Origin of the sequence: Tenacibaculum sp. MAR_2009_124 (genome assembly GCF_900105455.1) — a bacterium.
GTDB lineage: Bacteria > Bacteroidota > Bacteroidia > Flavobacteriales > Flavobacteriaceae > Polaribacter.
On record NZ_FNSF01000008.1, the window covers coordinates 123,758 to 142,525 of the forward strand.

16 protein-coding genes are annotated in these 18,768 nt (G+C 32.6%); 9 read left to right on the forward strand and 7 right to left on the reverse strand.

The genetic code is table 11. From position 1 onward, the window contains the following. Nucleotides 1-6: 6 nt before the first annotated feature. From BLW23_RS20425 to topA, 7 genes are all read right to left on the reverse strand, one after another. The gene (locus tag BLW23_RS20425) at nucleotides 7-300 is read right to left on the reverse strand and encodes a hypothetical protein (RefSeq protein ID WP_093673407.1); all 294 of its coding nucleotides are present in this window, start codon (nucleotides 298-300) and stop codon (nucleotides 7-9) included. A 96-nt stretch (nucleotides 301-396) separates the two neighbouring features. Then, entirely contained in the window at nucleotides 397-1,260 is an 864-nt protein-coding gene (gene gldN / locus BLW23_RS20430) for a type IX secretion system ring subunit PorN/GldN (protein ID WP_093674381.1), read from the reverse strand. Between the two features lie 18 nt (nucleotides 1,261-1,278). Further along, the gene (gene gldM / locus BLW23_RS20435; RefSeq protein WP_093673409.1) at nucleotides 1,279-2,811 is read right to left on the reverse strand and encodes a type IX secretion system motor protein PorM/GldM; all 1,533 of its coding nucleotides are present in this window, start codon (nucleotides 2,809-2,811) and stop codon (nucleotides 1,279-1,281) included. 44 nt (nucleotides 2,812-2,855) lie between these two features. Continuing rightward, nucleotides 2,856-3,506, reverse strand: coding sequence for a type IX secretion system motor protein PorL/GldL (gldL, locus tag BLW23_RS20440; protein WP_093673411.1), 651 nt, complete (start codon nucleotides 3,504-3,506; stop codon nucleotides 2,856-2,858). 58 nt (nucleotides 3,507-3,564) lie between these two features. Beyond that, nucleotides 3,565-4,929: a T9SS ring complex lipoprotein PorK/GldK gene (gene gldK, locus BLW23_RS20445; RefSeq protein WP_093673413.1), complete on the reverse strand. Its 1,365-nt coding sequence runs from the start codon at nucleotides 4,927-4,929 to the stop codon at nucleotides 3,565-3,567. Nucleotides 4,930-5,031: 102 nt separating this feature from the next. Then, nucleotides 5,032-6,186 (reverse strand): formimidoylglutamase, encoded by a 1,155-nt coding sequence (locus BLW23_RS20450; RefSeq protein WP_093673415.1) that lies wholly within the window; start codon nucleotides 6,184-6,186, stop codon nucleotides 5,032-5,034. Between the two features lie 61 nt (nucleotides 6,187-6,247). Continuing rightward, on the reverse strand, nucleotides 6,248-8,722 hold the full coding sequence (gene topA, locus BLW23_RS20455) for a type I DNA topoisomerase (protein ID WP_093674383.1): 2,475 nt from the start codon (nucleotides 8,720-8,722) through the stop codon (nucleotides 6,248-6,250). Nucleotides 8,723-8,928: 206 nt separating this feature from the next. On the opposite strand from topA, the gene miaB reads away from it, so the two are divergent. The 9 genes from miaB (at nucleotide 8,929) to BLW23_RS20500 (ending at nucleotide 18,762) form a co-directional block, all read left to right on the forward strand. Beyond that, nucleotides 8,929-10,383, forward strand: a complete 1,455-nt coding sequence (gene miaB / locus BLW23_RS20460) for a tRNA (N6-isopentenyl adenosine(37)-C2)-methylthiotransferase MiaB (protein ID WP_093673417.1) — start codon at nucleotides 8,929-8,931, stop codon at nucleotides 10,381-10,383. A gap of 24 nt (nucleotides 10,384-10,407) precedes the next feature. Continuing rightward, complete coding sequence (locus tag BLW23_RS20465) at nucleotides 10,408-11,262, forward strand: DUF4595 domain-containing protein (RefSeq protein ID WP_093673419.1); 855 nt, start codon at nucleotides 10,408-10,410, stop codon at nucleotides 11,260-11,262. A 74-nt stretch (nucleotides 11,263-11,336) separates the two neighbouring features. Then, nucleotides 11,337-12,563 (forward strand): sigma-54 interaction domain-containing protein, encoded by a 1,227-nt coding sequence (locus BLW23_RS20470; protein ID WP_093673421.1) that lies wholly within the window; start codon nucleotides 11,337-11,339, stop codon nucleotides 12,561-12,563. 31 nt (nucleotides 12,564-12,594) lie between these two features. Next, on the forward strand, nucleotides 12,595-13,101 hold the full coding sequence (locus tag BLW23_RS20475) for an LptE family protein (RefSeq protein ID WP_093673423.1): 507 nt from the start codon (nucleotides 12,595-12,597) through the stop codon (nucleotides 13,099-13,101). Between the two features lie 12 nt (nucleotides 13,102-13,113). Then, nucleotides 13,114-13,842, forward strand: coding sequence for a hypothetical protein (locus tag BLW23_RS20480; protein WP_093673425.1), 729 nt, complete (start codon nucleotides 13,114-13,116; stop codon nucleotides 13,840-13,842). After that, on the forward strand, nucleotides 13,842-14,180 hold the full coding sequence (gene secG / locus BLW23_RS20485; protein WP_093673427.1) for a preprotein translocase subunit SecG: 339 nt from the start codon (nucleotides 13,842-13,844) through the stop codon (nucleotides 14,178-14,180). The genes BLW23_RS20480 and secG overlap by 1 nt, the downstream gene beginning before the upstream one ends. Before the next feature lie 165 nt (nucleotides 14,181-14,345). Then, the gene (locus BLW23_RS20490) at nucleotides 14,346-14,621 is read left to right on the forward strand and encodes a co-chaperone GroES (protein ID WP_093673429.1); all 276 of its coding nucleotides are present in this window, start codon (nucleotides 14,346-14,348) and stop codon (nucleotides 14,619-14,621) included. A 78-nt stretch (nucleotides 14,622-14,699) separates the two neighbouring features. Then, nucleotides 14,700-16,334 (forward strand): chaperonin GroEL, encoded by a 1,635-nt coding sequence (gene groL / locus BLW23_RS20495; RefSeq protein WP_093673431.1) that lies wholly within the window; start codon nucleotides 14,700-14,702, stop codon nucleotides 16,332-16,334. Between the two features lie 256 nt (nucleotides 16,335-16,590). Continuing rightward, nucleotides 16,591-18,762: a hypothetical protein gene (locus BLW23_RS20500; RefSeq protein ID WP_093673433.1), complete on the forward strand. Its 2,172-nt coding sequence runs from the start codon at nucleotides 16,591-16,593 to the stop codon at nucleotides 18,760-18,762. Nucleotides 18,763-18,768 lie beyond the last annotated feature (6 nt).

The following is an 18,768-nucleotide window of genomic DNA, read 5'->3' on the forward strand; positions in this document are numbered from 1 at the left end:
TAATGATTAAGTTACAATTACAACACCTTTTTGAACAATAAACACACCGTCATCTTCTCTTTTATATATAATCGGTTTTAATACTTTAGTAATTTGCATCTCACTATGGATATCATTTTCTAAAGACGCATTTACATCAGTTCTTTCTTCGGTATATGGTTCTCCCAATGGATTTTTCAAGTAGTATCCTAACTCGTCAAGTTCATGGTATATACGTCTAATATTTCTTTTAAAATTGTTGAAATTTTCACGTTCGGATTTCTGTTCTATTTCAAACACTTGATTTACTATTTCTATCATAACATTTTTTAGAAGCTTTTCAAATATACAAAAAGTAAAAAAGAGTGTTTGCATAGTACAAACACTCTTTTTTTGAAATTATTAAATGTGAACTTTCTAGTAATTCCACATGTCCATTTCTCTATCTCTGATTCCTTCTTTAATTCTATTAGCTTCTAATAGTTGGAATAATGAATTACCTCTTACGTAATCTTTAATTGATCTGTCACCATAAAGATTCTCTTCTTTCTGAATAACAGCATTAAATCTACGCGCGTTTAATAGGTTATCATAAGAGATTGGCCTCGCCGAGTTCATTGCATTGAAAACTTTAGACTTATGTAATGTTTCTCTCGTATCTGGATAGAATGCCCAAAATAATGCATAGATATTATCACCATCGTCGATTTCCTCTCTTCCTAAAACCTGAACATCAGGTCCCATTGGAGCAATACCAAGTAAACGATACTTTAACTCACCTTGTCTCTTATCGAAATACCAGATACCCTTAAGCATATAGCCTTTTACCTGCTCAGACTTGATTTCGTAAGGATCTATGTTTCCATATCCATCATCTCTTAAATCTAAGGTCTTTTCCTTGATTTCATCAATTCCAATTTTCGAAGTGAAATATGAGTCGTCATACACCTCTTTAATTTCACCATCTCTAATTCCTTTCAATAAAGAATCATATAATGAACGTCTATTGTTACCAGCACTAACGGTATCAATTGGATAGTAATAAGGTAAATTAATTTTTTGATTTAAATCAATGTATTCCCACACTACCTTCGACCATAATACATCTCTATCACTTATATTTCCGTATGGTAATGGTTTTTCATCTTCAGAAGCTATTTGAGCCTCCGATTTAAATCCAATTTCGCTTACCTTTTTAGCATTTAAAAGGTTTGCTTGGGCACTTGCGTAACTTGTTGATACAAGTGTTAATGCAACCAAATAAAAACGCTTCCAATTCATACTCATCTATTTTTCTTATTAATTTGTAATCTCAATATTTACGGGTAAAACCTTCTTAAGTTTATAGTTAGACCCTGAAACCGATGCTTTAATATCGAATATAGATATTAAATCATTTCTTCTTGCCTTAGCTAGTGCTTTCTTAGCTCTAGCATTTAAACGTGTTCCTGTTACAGGTATTGTAATTTGACCCGGTATTTTAATTTTAAAACTAGATACGTTTAATTTCAAATCAAATAAGAAATCTGGTAACCCAGCACCTACAACTATTTTAGCAACACTTGACTTCGGCATTCTTACAGTACCAAACTGATTTCTCACCATACCATTTGCTGATGGAATATCCTTTATTCTGAACTTCTTTGATGAGCTCACAGGTGTTCCACTTGGTAATTTACCGCTAACTCTAATCGAAACTTCATTACCAGCTTTCGGTCTCATCGCATAGCTATTACCTTTAACTCTACTAAGACCTGGTGCGCTTGCCGTTACCTTATTTCCTGATATTCCAGGAATAGAAATTGTTAACGGGTTTGTTAAACCACGATACACCACGTTCATTTTATCAGCAGATATAACCGCATCGTTTGGCTTTGGAATTACAGAGTAACCTCCTTTAATAGGGATTTCAACTAAAGAGTCACCTTCTTTGAAAAAGAAACTACCTTTTAAATCCTTATCACCAACACCACCAGCTGGACCATCTAAAATAACCTGACCTGCCTTTATTTTACTTTCCGCGATTTCTTTTCCGTTAAGAACTACTCTCTCTGCAGTTAAATTAGGATCATTTTTACCAAGTACAATTTTACCAGATAATTTTTCTCCAGGATAATAAGCATTCTTTTCAAAAACTACCATCGCATCGTAATTCGTCATCGATACTGCTTTCGATAGCTCTCCTTGTAATAATGTAGCCAATGCATCAGATTCTGTTGTTTTTATATCAGATTGAATCTGTGTCATTTTAGTTAGAGATGCAATTAAAGGAAATCCTTCGTAGTTATAACTTAACCAAGATTTTTTAATTCCTTCTTTATCCTTAACATCATTAGTACTAAAACGTGCTTTAATAACTTTTGCTAAATCATTTTCTCCTAAAACTTCAAGAGCTTTATCTCTAAAGGTTTGTATCTTTTTTACAAATTCAGTACCGTTCTTTGATATCTTGCCATTTGCAAAAAAGTACTGATCTAAATAACCTGACTTATCCATTGCTTCATAAGCCTTCTTATCTTTTAAATCAGCAGTCATTTTACCTTTAAGGTCTTCGATATAATTAAACAACTCATCAGCCATAACACGTAATTTATCCGTGTCCTCTTTGGCTTTTCCATATTGTTTAGCCTGCTCTGAAGCTTTTAACGCTAACGCTTCATAAGAAGCTTGGTTTGATTTAGTTGTCCTAGTATTCGATTCAGACAACTTTTCGTTCATTAATCCAAAAGCTGATAAAACTTCCTTACTCATATTCATTGCCAACATTGCAATAAAAACAAGATACATTAAGTTTACCATCCTTTGCCTAGGTGATTGTTTTCCTCCTGCCATAATTTATAAAACTTTTTAAGTTAATAATTAGATAAAAAATCTAATTATTTATTAGACATTGCAGATAACATTCCACCATAAACTCCGTTTAAAGACGATAAGTTTGTAGCTAATGAATCCATTTGCTCTTGTAAACGTTGTGTATTCTCTACCATTGCTGAATTAATTTCAGCCTGTCTTGAAGCATTGTCCACCTGAGTAGAGTATAAGCTATTTAATGACTCCATTTTTGCAGCAGCCATTGCCATTTGTTCGTTGTATTGGTTCGTTGAAGAAACAGTTTCTGATGTTGCTGTTAATCCTTCAGCAGCTCCTTGGAAATTTTTAATACTACTTCCTAAGCTTGAAATTAATTCAGAATCTAATTGAGCTTCTTTTAAAATGTTATCCAACTTTTGCGACAACATACTTTGAGCTTCATCAGGAGATGCCTCCTTGTCCTTACCTCCTAAAGAAGATCCTCCACCTAATTCAGGATAAACCTTTGTCCAGTCTAGTTCTTCTTCAATTGGTTCGAAAGCCGATATAGCAAAAATAATTGCTTCTACCACTAATCCAGCCGTTAGCATAACGCCACCTGTTAATGGACCAATTTTAAAGTGCATAATTTTGAATAAAGCTCCTAAGATTACTACAGAGGCTCCAAGCCCGTAGGCCATGTTAAATACTTTTTTAGCTGATCTTGATTGTGCCATAATTTTTAATTTTTAAGGGAATTTAATTAATATTTAAGTTTAATTTGGGTACTTCTTTTTATTGGCTCTTATTTGTTCCTAAATAATCCTGAACAGTTCTAAATCCAATATAACTCCTAGCGGTATCTGCATACTCCCAATCTCTCGAACTTACTTCCAAGAAATAAGCTACATCTTTCCATGATCCTCCACGAATAATTTTTCTTCTATTTTCTCTATTTTCTACATTAGGGTTCATTGTTGATCCCATGTAATATGACATTTGGTTGTACGCTGTATTTGTCCACTCAGCTACATTACCTGCCATGTTATATAATCCATATTCATTAGCATTATAAGAGTTCGCTTCAACTGTGTATAAGGCACCATCCGCAGCATAATCTCCTCTTACTGGTTTAAAGTTTGCTAAGAAACAACCTCTATCACTTGTAGTACTTGGACCTCCCCATGGGTACTTAGCATAGTTCAATCCACCACGAGCTGCGTATTCCCACTCAGCTTCTGTTGGTAATCTATATGCTGGGACTAATCCTAATTTTTTCTTTGAACGTTGATATCCATTTTTCCATTTGGTTCTCCAATGACAAAACGCTTTTGCTTGACGCCAACTCACACCAACTACTGGATAGTTTTCATAAGCTTTGTGCGCAAAATATTCTTGGTGCATTGGATCATTGTATGAATAATTAAAGTCTTTAATCCAAACTGTGGTATCAGGATAAATATTAATTACCTCATCTTTCATGAATTCTTTTCTATCTTTTCCAAATCTCGCAGCATTTTCATTATCGAACCAATAATAGCGGTAATTTAATAATTTTGTATTAAATGTTCTAATTCCATCCAAGGCTTCATCTTTCTTAATGTATAAAGAATCCATTACCTCAACGTAATCAGCATCAGGAAACTCTTGGTTTTCCCACATAATTTCCTCATTCCAGTTTAGAGGTTTTAATGAATCTAAACCTTCTCCTAGTTCATAGTAATTCTCACGCATATATTTTTCATACGGAGTTTCATTTACAGTATCCTTTGAAGCAAAAGCATATAACTGAATACCTTCTGGCTTCTCATCACCTTCACCTGAAGAGGCAAACTCTGCTTGCATCGCTAATTTAGTTCGAGTAATAGAATCTCTTACCCAAAAAACGAACTGTTTATATTCACTATTTGTAATTTCAGACTCATCCATATAAAAAGGCTGAACTGTTACAGTTTTTGTTGGAGCATTCATAGTTCCTAAGGGATCTTCATCTTGCTTACCCATAGTAAAAGAACCTCCTGGTATTTTCGCCATTCCAAATGGTTTTTCAGCAAACCATTTTCTTTTCGATTTCACACCAACCAACTCTCCTCTATCGCCGCTAGAACCACAGGCGTATACGATAGACACTAATAATGCACATACTGCTAATTTCTTCATACTTTATTCTTTTCTTATAAAAAGAGGCGTAAACCTATTATTTTTTTTATTAAAAAACAATTTCGAGTTACAAAAAATGCCCCTAACTAACTTAACTTCCTTTTACGCAAGCTTTTGCAATGCTTTAAACCATCTTTTGGGAATCTTTAACTTGAGAGCTTCTTCATAATCTCGATAGCTACATGGTATTAACGCATGTCTTTTATGTTTATTATTCGATATTAAATTTATTTCCATCCACCAACGACCACTTCTATCACTTTTGTAAAAATTTAGTGGATCATCGTCATCTAAAATCACTGTATATTTTTCATAACTTTCCTTTGAAGCAAAAGGATAATCGTTTGCTCTTTTATTTACTCCTTCTATAAAATACCAAATGATTTGGGCTATTAATTTTGCTGTTTGATTATTAACATCTATAGCTCCATTATATTCATAAACTCCAAAAGAAGTTACCTTATCACTTATTCCAGCATACCTCGCTATAGCACAAGCATCTTCGCCATAAAATCCATTTGGTGAAGCATTCGTGTTACCTGGAGCATCGCTTTGTCGAACGCATCCGATATCAAAACTAACAATATCTGCATCTCTCAAAATTGGCTCAACCAAGGTAATATCCTTAACTTCACCCAACCTGTAAGCATCAAAATACAACTTATCAACTAGTTGAATTTCTTCTTGAGAATTAAAAAATGTTTGATATCCAATATTACTATAATTAAACAAGTTATTGGGCTCTTCCATTATTATTTTACTAAGGAAAGATCTTGACATTAAATCTTCTTCCGAAGTTCCAATATCAAATCGACTATCAACTGAAACTAAGTTTACAGTTTGCTCAAGTTCATCATATCCTCTATAATTGGCATATGTTAAGTCTTGAGTACCTCCAATAATTATAGGAATAATTCCCTGTTTGATTAAAAATGACACAGTCTTAGAAACTGCAAAGTAAGTATCTTGTATTGTGCTACCCTGTTCTATATTTCCTAAATCAGCAATTGAAACATGCCAACCTCCTGAAAACAATTGATACAATTCTTTACGAACACTATACAAACCTTCATAAGTATTAAATTGCTCAGCTCCCCTGCTCTCAGCAACTCCTATGACGGCAATTTTCACTCCAGATAATTCTGGAAAGCCTTCTTCAGTATGCAATTGCACCAATTTACCAAGCACCATAGCTGGGCATGACATAATATTGGTAACTACCGAATTTTCTAATGGTGAAAAGAATTCGACATTCATTTATTTAAGGGGATTAAAAGTATCGCAATATACTAAAAAAACTATTTCAACCTAGAATTGTTTATTTCTTTTTTTTGGTTGTTTTCTTTTTAGGAGTTTTGGCCTCAATCATTTTAACAGCTTCTTTCTGAGTAAGTTTCTCTATCTCCGTTGTTTTCGGAAGTTCCACTTTTATTTTTCCTTTGATAACGTTAAAACGTCCCCATCTGGCTTTTTCTACTCTAATACCAACTTCTTCAAAATTGTGAATCAGTTTTTCTCTTTCCTTACGTTTCTTATCTTCAATTAATTCTTCTAAATCCGTTTGAGATAAGTTATCAAAGTCATATTTCTTATTTACGTTGATAAAAATTGAATTCCATTTTATGAAAGGACCAAAACGACCAACTCCTTTTTGTATTGGCATCCCTTCATAGGTTCCAATTGGTGCGTCAGCCTTTCTCTTTTCTTCAATTAACTCAACGGCTCTATCTAAATCAACAGACATTGGATTCTCTCCTTTCTCAAGAGAAACGTACTTCCCATCAAACTTTATATATGGTCCGAAACGCCCATTTGCTACAACTACTTCCTTCTCTTCATAATCACCTAAAGTTTTAGGAAGTTTAAACAAATCCATTGCTTCTTCATAAGTAATAGAGCTCATAGTTTGATCTCCTTGTAAACTTGCAAACTTAGGTTTTTCTTCATCTGTTGCTTCGCCTATCTGCACCATCGCACCAAATCGTCCTAAACGTACATATACATTTTTACCACTATCGGGATCAATCCCTAACAAACGTTGACCACTTGCTCTATCAGCATTCGCGGCAACATCTTCTACATGTAAATGAAAGCTTTTATAAAAATCTTTGATCATAGCCGTCCAATCTTCTTTACCTGACGCTATCTCATCAAACTCATCCTCCACCTTCGCAGTAAAGCCATAATCTAATACCGATTCGAAATTTTCAACTAGGAAATCATTTACAATATTACCTATATCTGTAGGAACTAATTTCCCTTTATCTGAACCAACTTTTTCACTCAATTCTTTTTCTGATATACTATCATCACTTAATACTAATTGAGCATATTTTCTTTCTTTACCTTCTACCGTTCCTTTTTCTATATATTGTCTTCTTTGGATTGTAGAAATTGTTGGTGCATAGGTAGAAGGACGCCCAATACCAAGTTCTTCTAATCTTTTAACAAGTGCCGCTTCAGTATATCTAGCTGGAGGTCTCGTATATCTTTCCGTTGCCAAAATAACTTGATTGGTAAGACCTTCACCAATTACCATTTTAGGCAACATTCCTTCCTGCTCTTCGTCTTCATTGTCATTTCCTTCTAAATATACCTTTAGGAAACCTTCAAACTTAATCACCTCTCCATTTGCTAAAAAGGTTTTATCGTTTTTATTATTATCAATTTTAACTGAAGTTCTTTCCAATTGAGCATCACTCATTTGAGAAGCTAATGTTCTCTTCCAAATTAAACTATACAATCTATCTTGATCATAATCTACAGAAACCTCATGGCGTGACATATCTGTTGGGCGAATCGCTTCGTGAGCTTCCTGTGCTCCTTTTGATTTGGTTGAATAGTTTCTTGGCTTACTAAATTCAGCTCCGTAATAACTAGTTATCTCGCTCTGGGCAGCTTTTTTAGCATCATTAGATAGATTTACACTATCTGTTCTCATATATGTTATTAATCCAGCTTCATATAACCTTTGCGCCATCATCATTGTTTTTGCCACGGGAAAACCAAGTTTTCTCGATGCCTCCTGCTGTAATGTTGATGTTGTAAACGGAGCTGCTGGAGATTTTTTAGCAGGTTTTTTCTGCAAATCAGCTACATTAAATACAGCGTTCAAACACGATTTTAAAAATGCTTCCGCCTCTTCCTTAGAAGGAAAATTTTTTCCTAATTTTGCTTTAAACTTCTTCCCTTCTTGACTTATAAACTCTGCGTCAACACGATAAGAAGCCTGAGCATTGAAGGCCTCTATTTCTCTTTCTCTCTCAACTATTAACCTAACAGCTACTGACTGAACTCTACCAGCTGAAAGCCCTCCTTTTACTTTTCTCCAAAGTACAGGTGATAACTCATAACCAACGAGCCTATCTAAGATTCTTCTTGCTTGCTGTGCATTTACAAGATTATAATTAATAGTTCTTGGATTATCAACAGCTCTTAGTATAGCATTTTTAGTAATCTCATGAAAAACAATTCTTTTCGTACAATCATCTTTCAATTTTAATTGTTCAAACAAGTGCCAAGCAATTGCCTCTCCCTCCCGATCCTCATCGGAAGCTAACCACACAGTCTCTGCTTTTTTAGCTAGATCTTTTAGTTTTTTCACTACAGCTTTCTTATCTGTCGAAACAACATAATTGGGTTTAAAATCTCCTTCAACATCAATACCTAACTCTTTTGATGGAAGATCCGCAATATGCCCAAAACTAGACTCTACCCGAAAATCTTTACCTAAAAATTTTTCAATAGTTTTCGCTTTTGCTGGTGACTCTACTATAACTAAATTCTTTGCCATTTTTCTAACTCTTAAAATAGGCACACTAAATAAAAAGTGGCTCTTTTCAGTTTGCAAAAGTAGCCACTTTTTTTTTATTTGTCCTTTTATTGATGAAATTTACTTTTGAAATCAAATTCACCTTCAATTAATTTCTGTCATCTTGTCATATTATATCTATTTTGGTTGTATCTTTGCTGTCTATTTTTTACTACGATTTAGATTTTATGGAACACGCTGAGAAAGTAATTGATGAAAAAAAACAAGGAAAGCCTCTATTAACTGATCAAAAAAAAGGTAATAGCAAAAAGCTTTTTATTGAGAGTTATGGATGTCAAATGAATATGAATGATAGCGAGATTGTGGCATCTATTCTTGCAGAACAAGGCTTTAATACTACTGGTAATATAGAAGAAGCAGACCTTGTACTGATGAACACTTGCTCTATTCGTGAAAAGGCAGAACAAACTGTTAGAAATAGATTGCAAAAATACAACTACTGGAAAAAGCACAATCCAAAAATGAAAGTTGGTGTTTTGGGATGTATGGCAGAAAGGTTAAAAACTAAATTTCTCGAAGAGGAAAAAATTGTTGACTTGGTAGTTGGTCCAGACGCCTATAGAGATCTGCCAAATTTGGTTGAGGAAGTAGAAGCTGGAAGAGATGCAATTAACGTTTTATTATCTAAAGAAGAAACGTATGCAGATGTATCTCCTGTAAGATTGAACTCTAACGGCGTTTCGGCATTTGTTTCAATTACTCGCGGTTGTGATAATATGTGTACCTTTTGTGTTGTTCCTTTTACACGTGGTCGTGAGCGTAGTCGTGATCCTCAAAGTATCATAAGCGAAATTCGCTCGATGCAAGAAAAAAACTTCAAAGAAATTACCCTACTTGGTCAAAATGTCGATTCATTTTTATGGTATGGAGGTGGCTTGAAAAAGGATTTTGCCAAGGCTTCAGAAATGGCTAAAGCCACTGCAGTTGATTTCGCACAATTGTTAGACATGTGTGCAAATGAATTTCCTAAAATGCGTTTTCGCTTCTCAACGTCGAATCCTCAAGACATGACTCTTGATGTAATTCATGTTATGGCAAAGCATAAAAACATTTGTAAATATATTCATCTTCCTATTCAAAGTGGAAGTAATGCTATGTTGAAAGCTATGAATCGTCAACATACACGTGAGGAGTATTTAGACTTGGTTAAAAATATTTATGAAATAATTCCTGAAATGAATTTAAGTCAGGATATGATTGCAGGGTTCTGTGGAGAAACTGAAGAAGATCATAAGGATACACTGGATTTAATGAAGCAAGTAAAATATAGCTTCGGCTTTATGTTTGCTTATTCAGAAAGACCTGGAACGTTGGCTGCTAAAAAAATGGAGGACGATATTCCTTTAGACATAAAAAAACGTCGCTTACAGGAAATTATAGATATACAACAAGAACACAGTTTATTGAGAACTCAAGAACAAATTGGAAAAATTCAGGAGGTACTTATTGAAGGAACTTCAAAAAAGAACCCTAACGAATGGAAAGGACGTAATACTCAAAATACGGTGGTAGTTTTCCCTAAAGAACACTATAAAATGGGAGACTTTGTTAATGTAAAAATTCAAGACTGTACATCAACAACTTTAAAAGGAACTGCTATTGAGTATTCTGATAATAACTAATATTTTAATATACATCTATACATTATGAAAAAGTTATACTTTATAATTATTGCTATTCTGCTAGTTTCTTGCTCTAATAATGAGAGCAATGAAATAGCGGATGAAGGAACTTCTTTAAAAAACTACAAATTATTATACCAAGGAGATCAAGGCTTTATTCATTACTTTAATGATTCACAAGCTATTGAAAGTGTGAGAACTGGACCTGGTTTTAACGATTTTGTTTTTTATAATTTTGAATATCAAAATAATTTAATGTCAAAATTCGAATACCTCAATGGTCTTGGAGACATTTTACAATCTTATAATTTCAATTATGACTCAAATGGAAAACTAACTTCTTTAGTTTACAAAAAAGATTCATTTGAGTATACAAGAAACTTCACCTACTCTAATAACTCAATTTCATCAATAATACCTGACGAAAACTCTAATGACACTTATAAAATTACATTCTTATTAAATGAGAAAGGGCTTGTTAAAGAGTTAACAAAGATCAACTTGAATAATAACGAAATTGAAGCTTTGGTGAAGTTTACATATGATAACAATGATAACTGTACGTTTATATTTGCTAATATTGACTACGGGTTCGGAGCTGTTGAAAAAAACATAAATTTACAATACAGTGATAAAAACAATCCTTTGAAAAACCATTATGCAACTAGCTACATTCCTTATTTTGCAGTTTATGGTGACTTCAAGTTTTTACAAGAAGACATTATTTCATTAATTGTAAACTTTGGTAATAACACTGTTATAAAAAGCCCTGAGCTTAACTTCGAATATATTTATAATTCAAATGGATACCCAATAAGTGGAGAAGCCTTTGACACTTCCACAGGAAATAAATCTCATTCTTTAGAATACAGTTATTAACACAACAAACCGAAAAAAAACTAAAACACTGAAAAACTAAATACGACTAAAAACAACCTAAAGACTAAAAAATATTGGAAAATTTACAAGCTACAAAACAACGTTTCGGTATTATTGGTAATGACATTCAATTAAACAGAGCTATAGAAAAAGCTCTGCGAGTTGCGCCTACTGATATATCCGTTTTGGTTGTCGGTGAAAGTGGTGTTGGAAAAGAAAGTGTTCCTAAAATTATCCATCAGCTTTCTCATAGAAAACATGCTAAATACATAGCTGTAAATTGTGGTGCAATTCCAGAAGGTACTATTGACAGTGAACTTTTCGGGCATGAAAAAGGGGCCTTTACAGGGGCTACCCAAACTCGTAAAGGATATTTTGAGGTTGCTGACGGTGGAACCATATTTTTAGACGAAGTTGGAGAACTTCCTCTTACCACTCAAGTGCGTTTATTGCGTGTTTTAGAAAATGGTGAATTTATTAAAGTGGGTTCATCTCAAGTTCAAAAAACGAATGTACGAATTGTTGCTGCGACAAACGTAAATATGCATGATGCCATTTCGAAAGGTAAGTTTCGTGAAGATCTATATTACAGATTGAGTACTATTGAAATACCTTTACCTCCTCTCAGACAAAGGGGTGAGGACATTCATCTACTTTTCAGAAAATTTGCAGCTGATTTTGCCCAAAAATACAGAATGCCTACTATCCGATTGGAAGACAACGCTGTTAAAGTTTTAACAAATTATAATTTTCCTGGAAATATTAGGCAATTGAGAAACATCGCTGAACAAATTTCTGTGGTTGAAGAAAATAGAAATATTTCTTCTCAGAAATTAACACAATACCTACCCGACATGCAAGGTAATTTACCTGCTGTGGTTGGGAATAATAATTCTAATAGTGATTTTGCTAATGAACGAGATATTATGTACAAAATCTTGTTTGATATGCGAAATGATATTAATGATCTTAAAAAACTCACCTTAGATCTATTAAAAGATGGTACTTCTCAAGAAGTAAAAGAAGAAAATCATAGATTAATTCAAAAAATCTACCAAGAACAAGAAACTGAAGTCATTCCAGAAGTAGAAGTCGTTCAAATTCCTCAACAAACAAATCAAAATAATTATGATTTTATTGAGACAATAGAAGAAGACGAAAACTTATCATTGCAAGAGAAAGAAATAGAAATGATAAAAAAATCTCTTGAAAAGAATAGTGGTAAGAGAAAACTAGCAGCAAAAGAATTGGGAATTTCAGAAAGAACACTATATCGTAAGATTAAACAATACGACCTCTAAAACTTTTAGTTATTTTTACAAAAATATCATCATGAAAAAAGCACTTCAAATACTCTTCTTTAGTTTCATAACAATTACTCTTGTTTCTTGTGGAGTGTATTCTTTTACGGGTGGAGATGTTGGAAATGCTAAAACAATTCAAATAGATTTCTTTCCTAATCAAGCTCCAATAATTGAACCAGCTCTAGGACAACGTTTTACTCAAGATCTTCAGGATCTTTTTACTCGACAAACAAATTTAACGTTAGTTTCGGCTAATGGAGATTTACATTTTGATGGAGAAATTGTTGATTACAGAATTACACCTATGAGTGCACAGGCTAATCAAACAGCGGCACAAAATAGATTAACTATTGTTGTTAACACTAGATATAATAACAGTTTGGATGAAAAGAAAAATTTTGAAAAACAATTTTCTTTTTATTTTGATTTCGATGCGGCAGCTCAGCTTACGGGTTCTCAATTAGACGCTGCTTTTGATGAAATCATAGAACGAATTACTCAAGATATTTTTAACGCTTCAGTAGGTAAATGGTAATACTAACTTAATTTGACAAATTCTCATTACATACAATCAATAATAAAAGCCAATACTATTCAAGATGAAGATCGTAATGAACTAAAATCTTTAGTAGAAAAATATCCATACTTTCACGCGGCTCGAGCATTGTATTTGAAAACTTTAAAAAACAACGAAAGTTTCAGATATAATAACGAGCTTAAAATTACCGCAGCATATACCACAGATAGAAAAGTTCTTTTCGATTTTATTACCTCTAGTAACTTTCAAAAATCAAATAAAAAGAAGAAAAGAAAGATTTCCACAAAAGGAATTAATATTTTATCGCAGTCGAAAGAGACGAAAATAGATAAAGCTATTAAAGAACTTTCTATAGGTAAACCCATAGTATTTACTAAAAGTGAATCGTTTTCCTTTAATCAATGGTTAGATCTTTCATCTAAAAAATTGATTGTTAGAGAATCTGAAATAAACCAAACACCTAAGAAGAAACCACAGGACTCAATAATTGATAAATTTATTGAGAATACTCCTAAAATATCAAGGCCTTCAAAATTGAATACTTCTAGCTTTAAACCTGCTGAAATGAAAGAAGACACTCAATTAATGACCGAAACTTTGGCTAAAGTTTATCTTGAACAAAAAAAATATGATAGTGCTATCACTGCATATAAAATATTAAGTTTGAAATATCCAGAAAAAAGTGGTTTCTTTGCTGACCAAGTAAAAAAAATTAAAATATTACAAAACAATAAATAATGACTACATATACTTTACTTTTAATTTTAATTTTGATAGTAGCAGTTGCTCTAATATTAATCGTAATGGTACAAAACCCTAAAGGAGGAGGTTTATCATCTTCATTTGGTGGAGGTGCTCAAAATATTGGAGGAGTTCAAAACACAAATACTTTTTTAGATAAGACAACTTGGACTTTAGCTATTGCTATGTTTGCTTTAATTTTATTAGCAAACTTTGCTATCCCAAGAGGTAATGGAGGGAATGCTCCTCAATTAGAAGAAACGCTAAGTGGAGTTGAAACAACTCAAAGCGCACCTGCATCTGACGCAAATACAACTAAAGATAGTGTTCAATAAACCAACATTAGTTTTAAAATATTAAAAATGCCAACGTGTCATAATCGTTGGCATTTTTTTTTACTATTATATAAAATTATTGAAAATTTGTCAGAGTCATTTCAATGGCATAGTTTCTGTCATTTCAAACGTAAATCAAAAAAATAATAACTAAAAAAATATAAAATGGGATTAAACATTAAACCTTTAGCTGATAGAGTTCTTGTTGAACCAGCTGCAGCGGAAACAACTACGGCTTCTGGAATTATTATTCCTGATAACGCTAAAGAAAAGCCGCAAAAAGGGACTATTGTTGCGATTGGAACTGGTACCAAAGATGAGCCTTTAACTGTAAAAGTTGGCGATACTGTTTTATACGGTAAATATGCTGGTACTGAGTTGAAATTTGAAGGTAAAGACTACCTTATAATGAGAGAAAGTGATGTATTCGCTATTATCTAATAAACTCATTTAAAAAACTAAAACTAAATTAACGAACACCTTGACTCATTTGCAAGGTTAAAAAATTGAAAAAACACAATGGCAAAAGATATAAAATTTGATGTTGACGCTCGCGAAGGTCTTAAACGTGGTGTTGATGCATTGGCTAATGCAGTAAAAGTAACATTAGGACCTAAAGGTCGTAACGTAATTGTTTCAAAATCATTTGGAGCTCCTCACGTAACTAAAGATGGAGTTTCTGTAGCAAAAGAAGTTGAACTAGAAGATGCTCTTGAAAATATGGGAGCTCAAATGGTAAAGGAAGTTGCTTCTAAAACAAACGATTTAGCTGGTGACGGTACTACTACTGCTACTGTTCTTGCTCAATCTATAGTTAAAGAAGGATTAAAGAATGTTGCTGCTGGCGCGAATCCAATGGATTTAAAACGTGGAATTGATAAAGCTGTTAAAGCAATTACTGAAGATTTAACGAAGCAATCTAAAGAAGTTGGTGATACTTCTGAACAAATTCAACAAGTAGCTTCTATTTCTGCTAATAATGATGCTTTTATCGGAAACTTAATTTCTGAAGCATTCGGAAAAGTTGGTAAAGAAGGTGTTATTACTGTTGAAGAGGCCAAAGGTACCGATACTTATGTAAATGTTGTAGAAGGAATGCAATTTGATAGAGGTTACTTATCTCCATATTTTGTTACCGATGCTGACAAAATGATTGCTGATTTAGACAATCCTTATATTTTGTTATTCGACAAGAAGATTTCTAACTTACAAGAAATACTTCCTATTTTAGAGCCTGTTGCTCAATCAGGAAAGCCTTTATTAATTATTGCTGAAGATGTTGATGGACAAGCTTTAGCTACTTTAGTAGTAAATAAATTACGTGGTGGATTAAAGATTGCCGCTGTAAAAGCTCCTGGATTTGGTGATAGAAGAAAAGCGATGTTAGAAGATATTGCTATTTTAACTGGAGGAACAGTTATTTCAGAAGAAAGAGGTTTTTCTCTTGAAAATGCTACTTTAGATCTTTTAGGAACTGCTGAAACTGTAACTATTGATAAAGACAATACCACTATTGTTAATGGTGCTGGTGATGAAACTCAAATCAAAGCTAGAGTTAATCAAATTAAAGCTCAAATAGAAACAACTACTTCTGACTATGATCGTGAAAAATTACAAGAGCGTTTAGCTAAATTAGCTGGTGGAGTTGCTGTTCTTTACGTTGGTGCTGCTTCAGAGGTTGAAATGAAAGAAAAGAAAGATAGAGTTGATGATGCCTTACACGCAACAAGAGCCGCAGTTGAAGAAGGAATTGTTGCCGGAGGTGGTGTTGCCTTGGTTAGAGCTAAAAAGGTTTTAGAAACTTTAACTACTGATAACTTAGACGAAACTACAGGCGTTCAAATTGTTAATAGAGCTATTGAATCTCCATTAAGAACAATTGTTGAAAATGCTGGTGGTGAAGGGTCTGTTGTAATCAATAAAGTATTAGAAGGAGAAGCTGATTTTGGATATGATGCTAAATCAGAAGCTTATGTAAACATGTTAGAAGCTGGAATTATTGATCCTAAAAAAGTTACTCGTGTTGCTTTAGAAAATGCCGCTTCAGTATCTGGTATGATCTTAACTACTGAGTGTGCTTTAGTTGATATTAAAGAAGATGCTCCTGCTGCTGCAATGCCTCCAATGGGTGGTGGAATGCCAGGAATGATGTAAGAAAAAATTCTTAAATATATTTATTAGAGCCTCGAGAATAATTTCTCGAGGCTTTTTTTGGAATAATTTTTGATAATTTTATTCGAAACTAATTAAATATCCACTAGCTATGAGATCTTTACTTTTAACCTTTCTTTTATTCATTTTATGTTCATCGATACACTCCCAAAATAAAAACCTCGAAGCTACTTACAGAAAGTACTTTCAGAATACAAGGGAAATACCTTACCTTCATTTGAATAAAACATCTTTCATTATGGGAGAAGAGATTTGGCTCAAGTCATATATTCTTGAACAAAATTCTCAAAAACTGCATACAACTACTTCTAACTTATACGTTTCTATTTTTGATCAGGAAGGAAATCTAAAAGACCAAAAACTATTTCAGGTAACTAATGGTATGGGAATAGGTAATATTAAAATTGATTCAACTTTTACCGAAGAAATCTATTTTTTAAAAGCATCAACAAATTGGATGAAAAATTTCCATGAAGACATTTCCTATATTCAAAAAATTGAAATTGTTTCTAATAGAAAAAAGAGGTCTATAAAAAACTTTTCACAAGACAAATTTTACGAGTTTAAACTATTTCCTGAGGGAGGTCATTTATTGGCAGAAACAATAAACAATCTCGGTATTCTAATAAAAGACAAAAGCAATAACGGAATCGCTATCAATAAAGGAGTGGTAAAAAACAAGAAAGGAGACATTATTAAAGAGTTTAAGACAAACAGGTTTGGACTCGGTGATATTAATTTATTAGTTAACGAAAATGAAATTTATTCCTTTGAGGCAACATTAGAAAACGGTATTGTAATTTCTCAAGAAACATCTATTCCTAATAAGCAAGGAATTACAATGAGAGTGGTTAATAGTAATCCGGACAACTTATTCATTAAAGTTAGAACCAATAAGAAATCAACAATTAGTCTTTCTTCAAAAACATATACCATCTTCATTCATAATACAAGAGAATATCAAAAACATGAATTCACATTCAACAAAAAGGATACGGTATATTCACTTATTATTAACAAAAATCGGTTAGCCAAAGGTGTTAATACAATTACTGTATTTAATGAAAGCTTCAAGCCAGTACTGGAAAGAATTATATATAATCACAAGGAAGAATTATATTCAGATATTAGTATTCACAAAATAAGTTCTTCAATTGATTCATTAGTATTTCAAATCAAAAATATAAGTGATCAAAAGTTATATTTAAGCTCTTCTTTTCTTCCTTCACAAACAAAGGCCTATAACTCAACTAATAGTATATATAACTCATTTCTATTTGCTCCTTATATTAAAGGGAATATTCAAAATATTGATTACTATTTAAAAAACATTAATCATAAAAAGCTACGCGATTTAGATTTACTATTATTAACACAAGGTTGGAGTAAGTACAGTTGGAATAATATATTTAACCATCCTCCAAATACAAATTATCAATTTGAAAATGGTATTACCATTAAGGGAAAACTTAATAAACCTTTAAAAAAGGATGAGCAACTTTTAATTTTTTCAGATGAAAACGATATTATCGAAATGATCACCCCTGTTGAAGGTAACTTCAAACTTTCAAATACATTTATCAAAGAAAACTCTCTAATAAAATTTGGAATATCAAAAAAAGGAACGAATATAAAGAAAGTTTCACCTTCCTTGCAATTCTCAAAACGAACTTCATTTGAAAAATTACCCCAAAATTTTAATCATAGCACAAAGCCTATAAATGAATTGAACTACGAAATAAAAAACTTAAAATCAACATTTAGGGAAACAGAAATTCTTGATGAAGTCGTAGTTAAAAAAAAGAGAGATATTGATGAAGCATCTTTTAAAAAAATCACTATTCCCGTTAGAAAAATGACTGATTTAGATCTGAATTCGGATAAGAATGTATTTGAATTCTTACGAAAAAAATATGTTGTTGTTAACACAAGTCAAGGATATAGTATTCGTTCTACAAGAGCTACAGAAACACGAAGTGGTGTTGTCAATTTATTTTTAAACAATAGATTGGTTGAACCACAGTTTCTATGGATGTTCAATGACATAAGCCTTAAAAGTATTAAAGCTATTTATTTTGGAGAAACTCTTGGTCTTAATCCGGTCGAACAAATTCATATCTTCACTTTAACTTCCGATGAGCATAGAGGAAGAAACAACAAATTAAAAGAATCTAAAATAAAAAAAGGATTTTCAAAAACAAAGGAATATTATTCACCTGAATTCTACACGTATAGTGGTGATACCTTCAGGCATTTTGGATCTGTTTTTTGGATTCCTGATATTTCTATAGCCCCAAACTCAATTGAAACATTTAAAATACCAACAAAACTTCAAAATGATATAAAAATGCATCTCGAAGGAGTATCGGAATCAGGTGGATTAATTTCAAAGAAAATAGTGCTTAATTAAAAAGTT

Coding starts and splice junctions, on each gene's coding strand:
- BLW23_RS20425 (WP_093673407.1), bottom strand. CDS start 300: ATGATAGAAATAGTAAATCAAGTGTTTGAAATAGAACAGAAATCCGAA.
- BLW23_RS20500 (WP_093673433.1), top strand. CDS start 16,591: ATGGGAGAAGAGATTTGGCTCAAGTCATATATTCTTGAACAAAATTCT.
- BLW23_RS20475 (WP_093673423.1), top strand. CDS start 12,595: ATGAAAAAAGCACTTCAAATACTCTTCTTTAGTTTCATAACAATTACT.
- gldK (WP_093673413.1), bottom strand. CDS start 4,929: ATGAAGAAATTAGCAGTATGTGCATTATTAGTGTCTATCGTATACGCC.
- miaB (WP_093673417.1), top strand. CDS start 8,929: ATGGAACACGCTGAGAAAGTAATTGATGAAAAAAAACAAGGAAAGCCT.
- topA (WP_093674383.1), bottom strand. CDS start 8,722: ATGGCAAAGAATTTAGTTATAGTAGAGTCACCAGCAAAAGCGAAAACT.
- groL (WP_093673431.1), top strand. CDS start 14,700: ATGGCAAAAGATATAAAATTTGATGTTGACGCTCGCGAAGGTCTTAAA.
- gldM (WP_093673409.1), bottom strand. CDS start 2,811: ATGGCAGGAGGAAAACAATCACCTAGGCAAAGGATGGTAAACTTAATG.
- gldL (WP_093673411.1), bottom strand. CDS start 3,506: ATGGCACAATCAAGATCAGCTAAAAAAGTATTTAACATGGCCTACGGG.
- gldN (WP_093674381.1), bottom strand. CDS start 1,260: ATGAATTGGAAGCGTTTTTATTTGGTTGCATTAACACTTGTATCAACA.
- BLW23_RS20490 (WP_093673429.1), top strand. CDS start 14,346: ATGGGATTAAACATTAAACCTTTAGCTGATAGAGTTCTTGTTGAACCA.
- BLW23_RS20465 (WP_093673419.1), top strand. CDS start 10,408: ATGAAAAAGTTATACTTTATAATTATTGCTATTCTGCTAGTTTCTTGC.
- BLW23_RS20450 (WP_093673415.1), bottom strand. CDS start 6,186: ATGAATGTCGAATTCTTTTCACCATTAGAAAATTCGGTAGTTACCAAT.
- secG (WP_093673427.1), top strand. CDS start 13,842: ATGACTACATATACTTTACTTTTAATTTTAATTTTGATAGTAGCAGTT.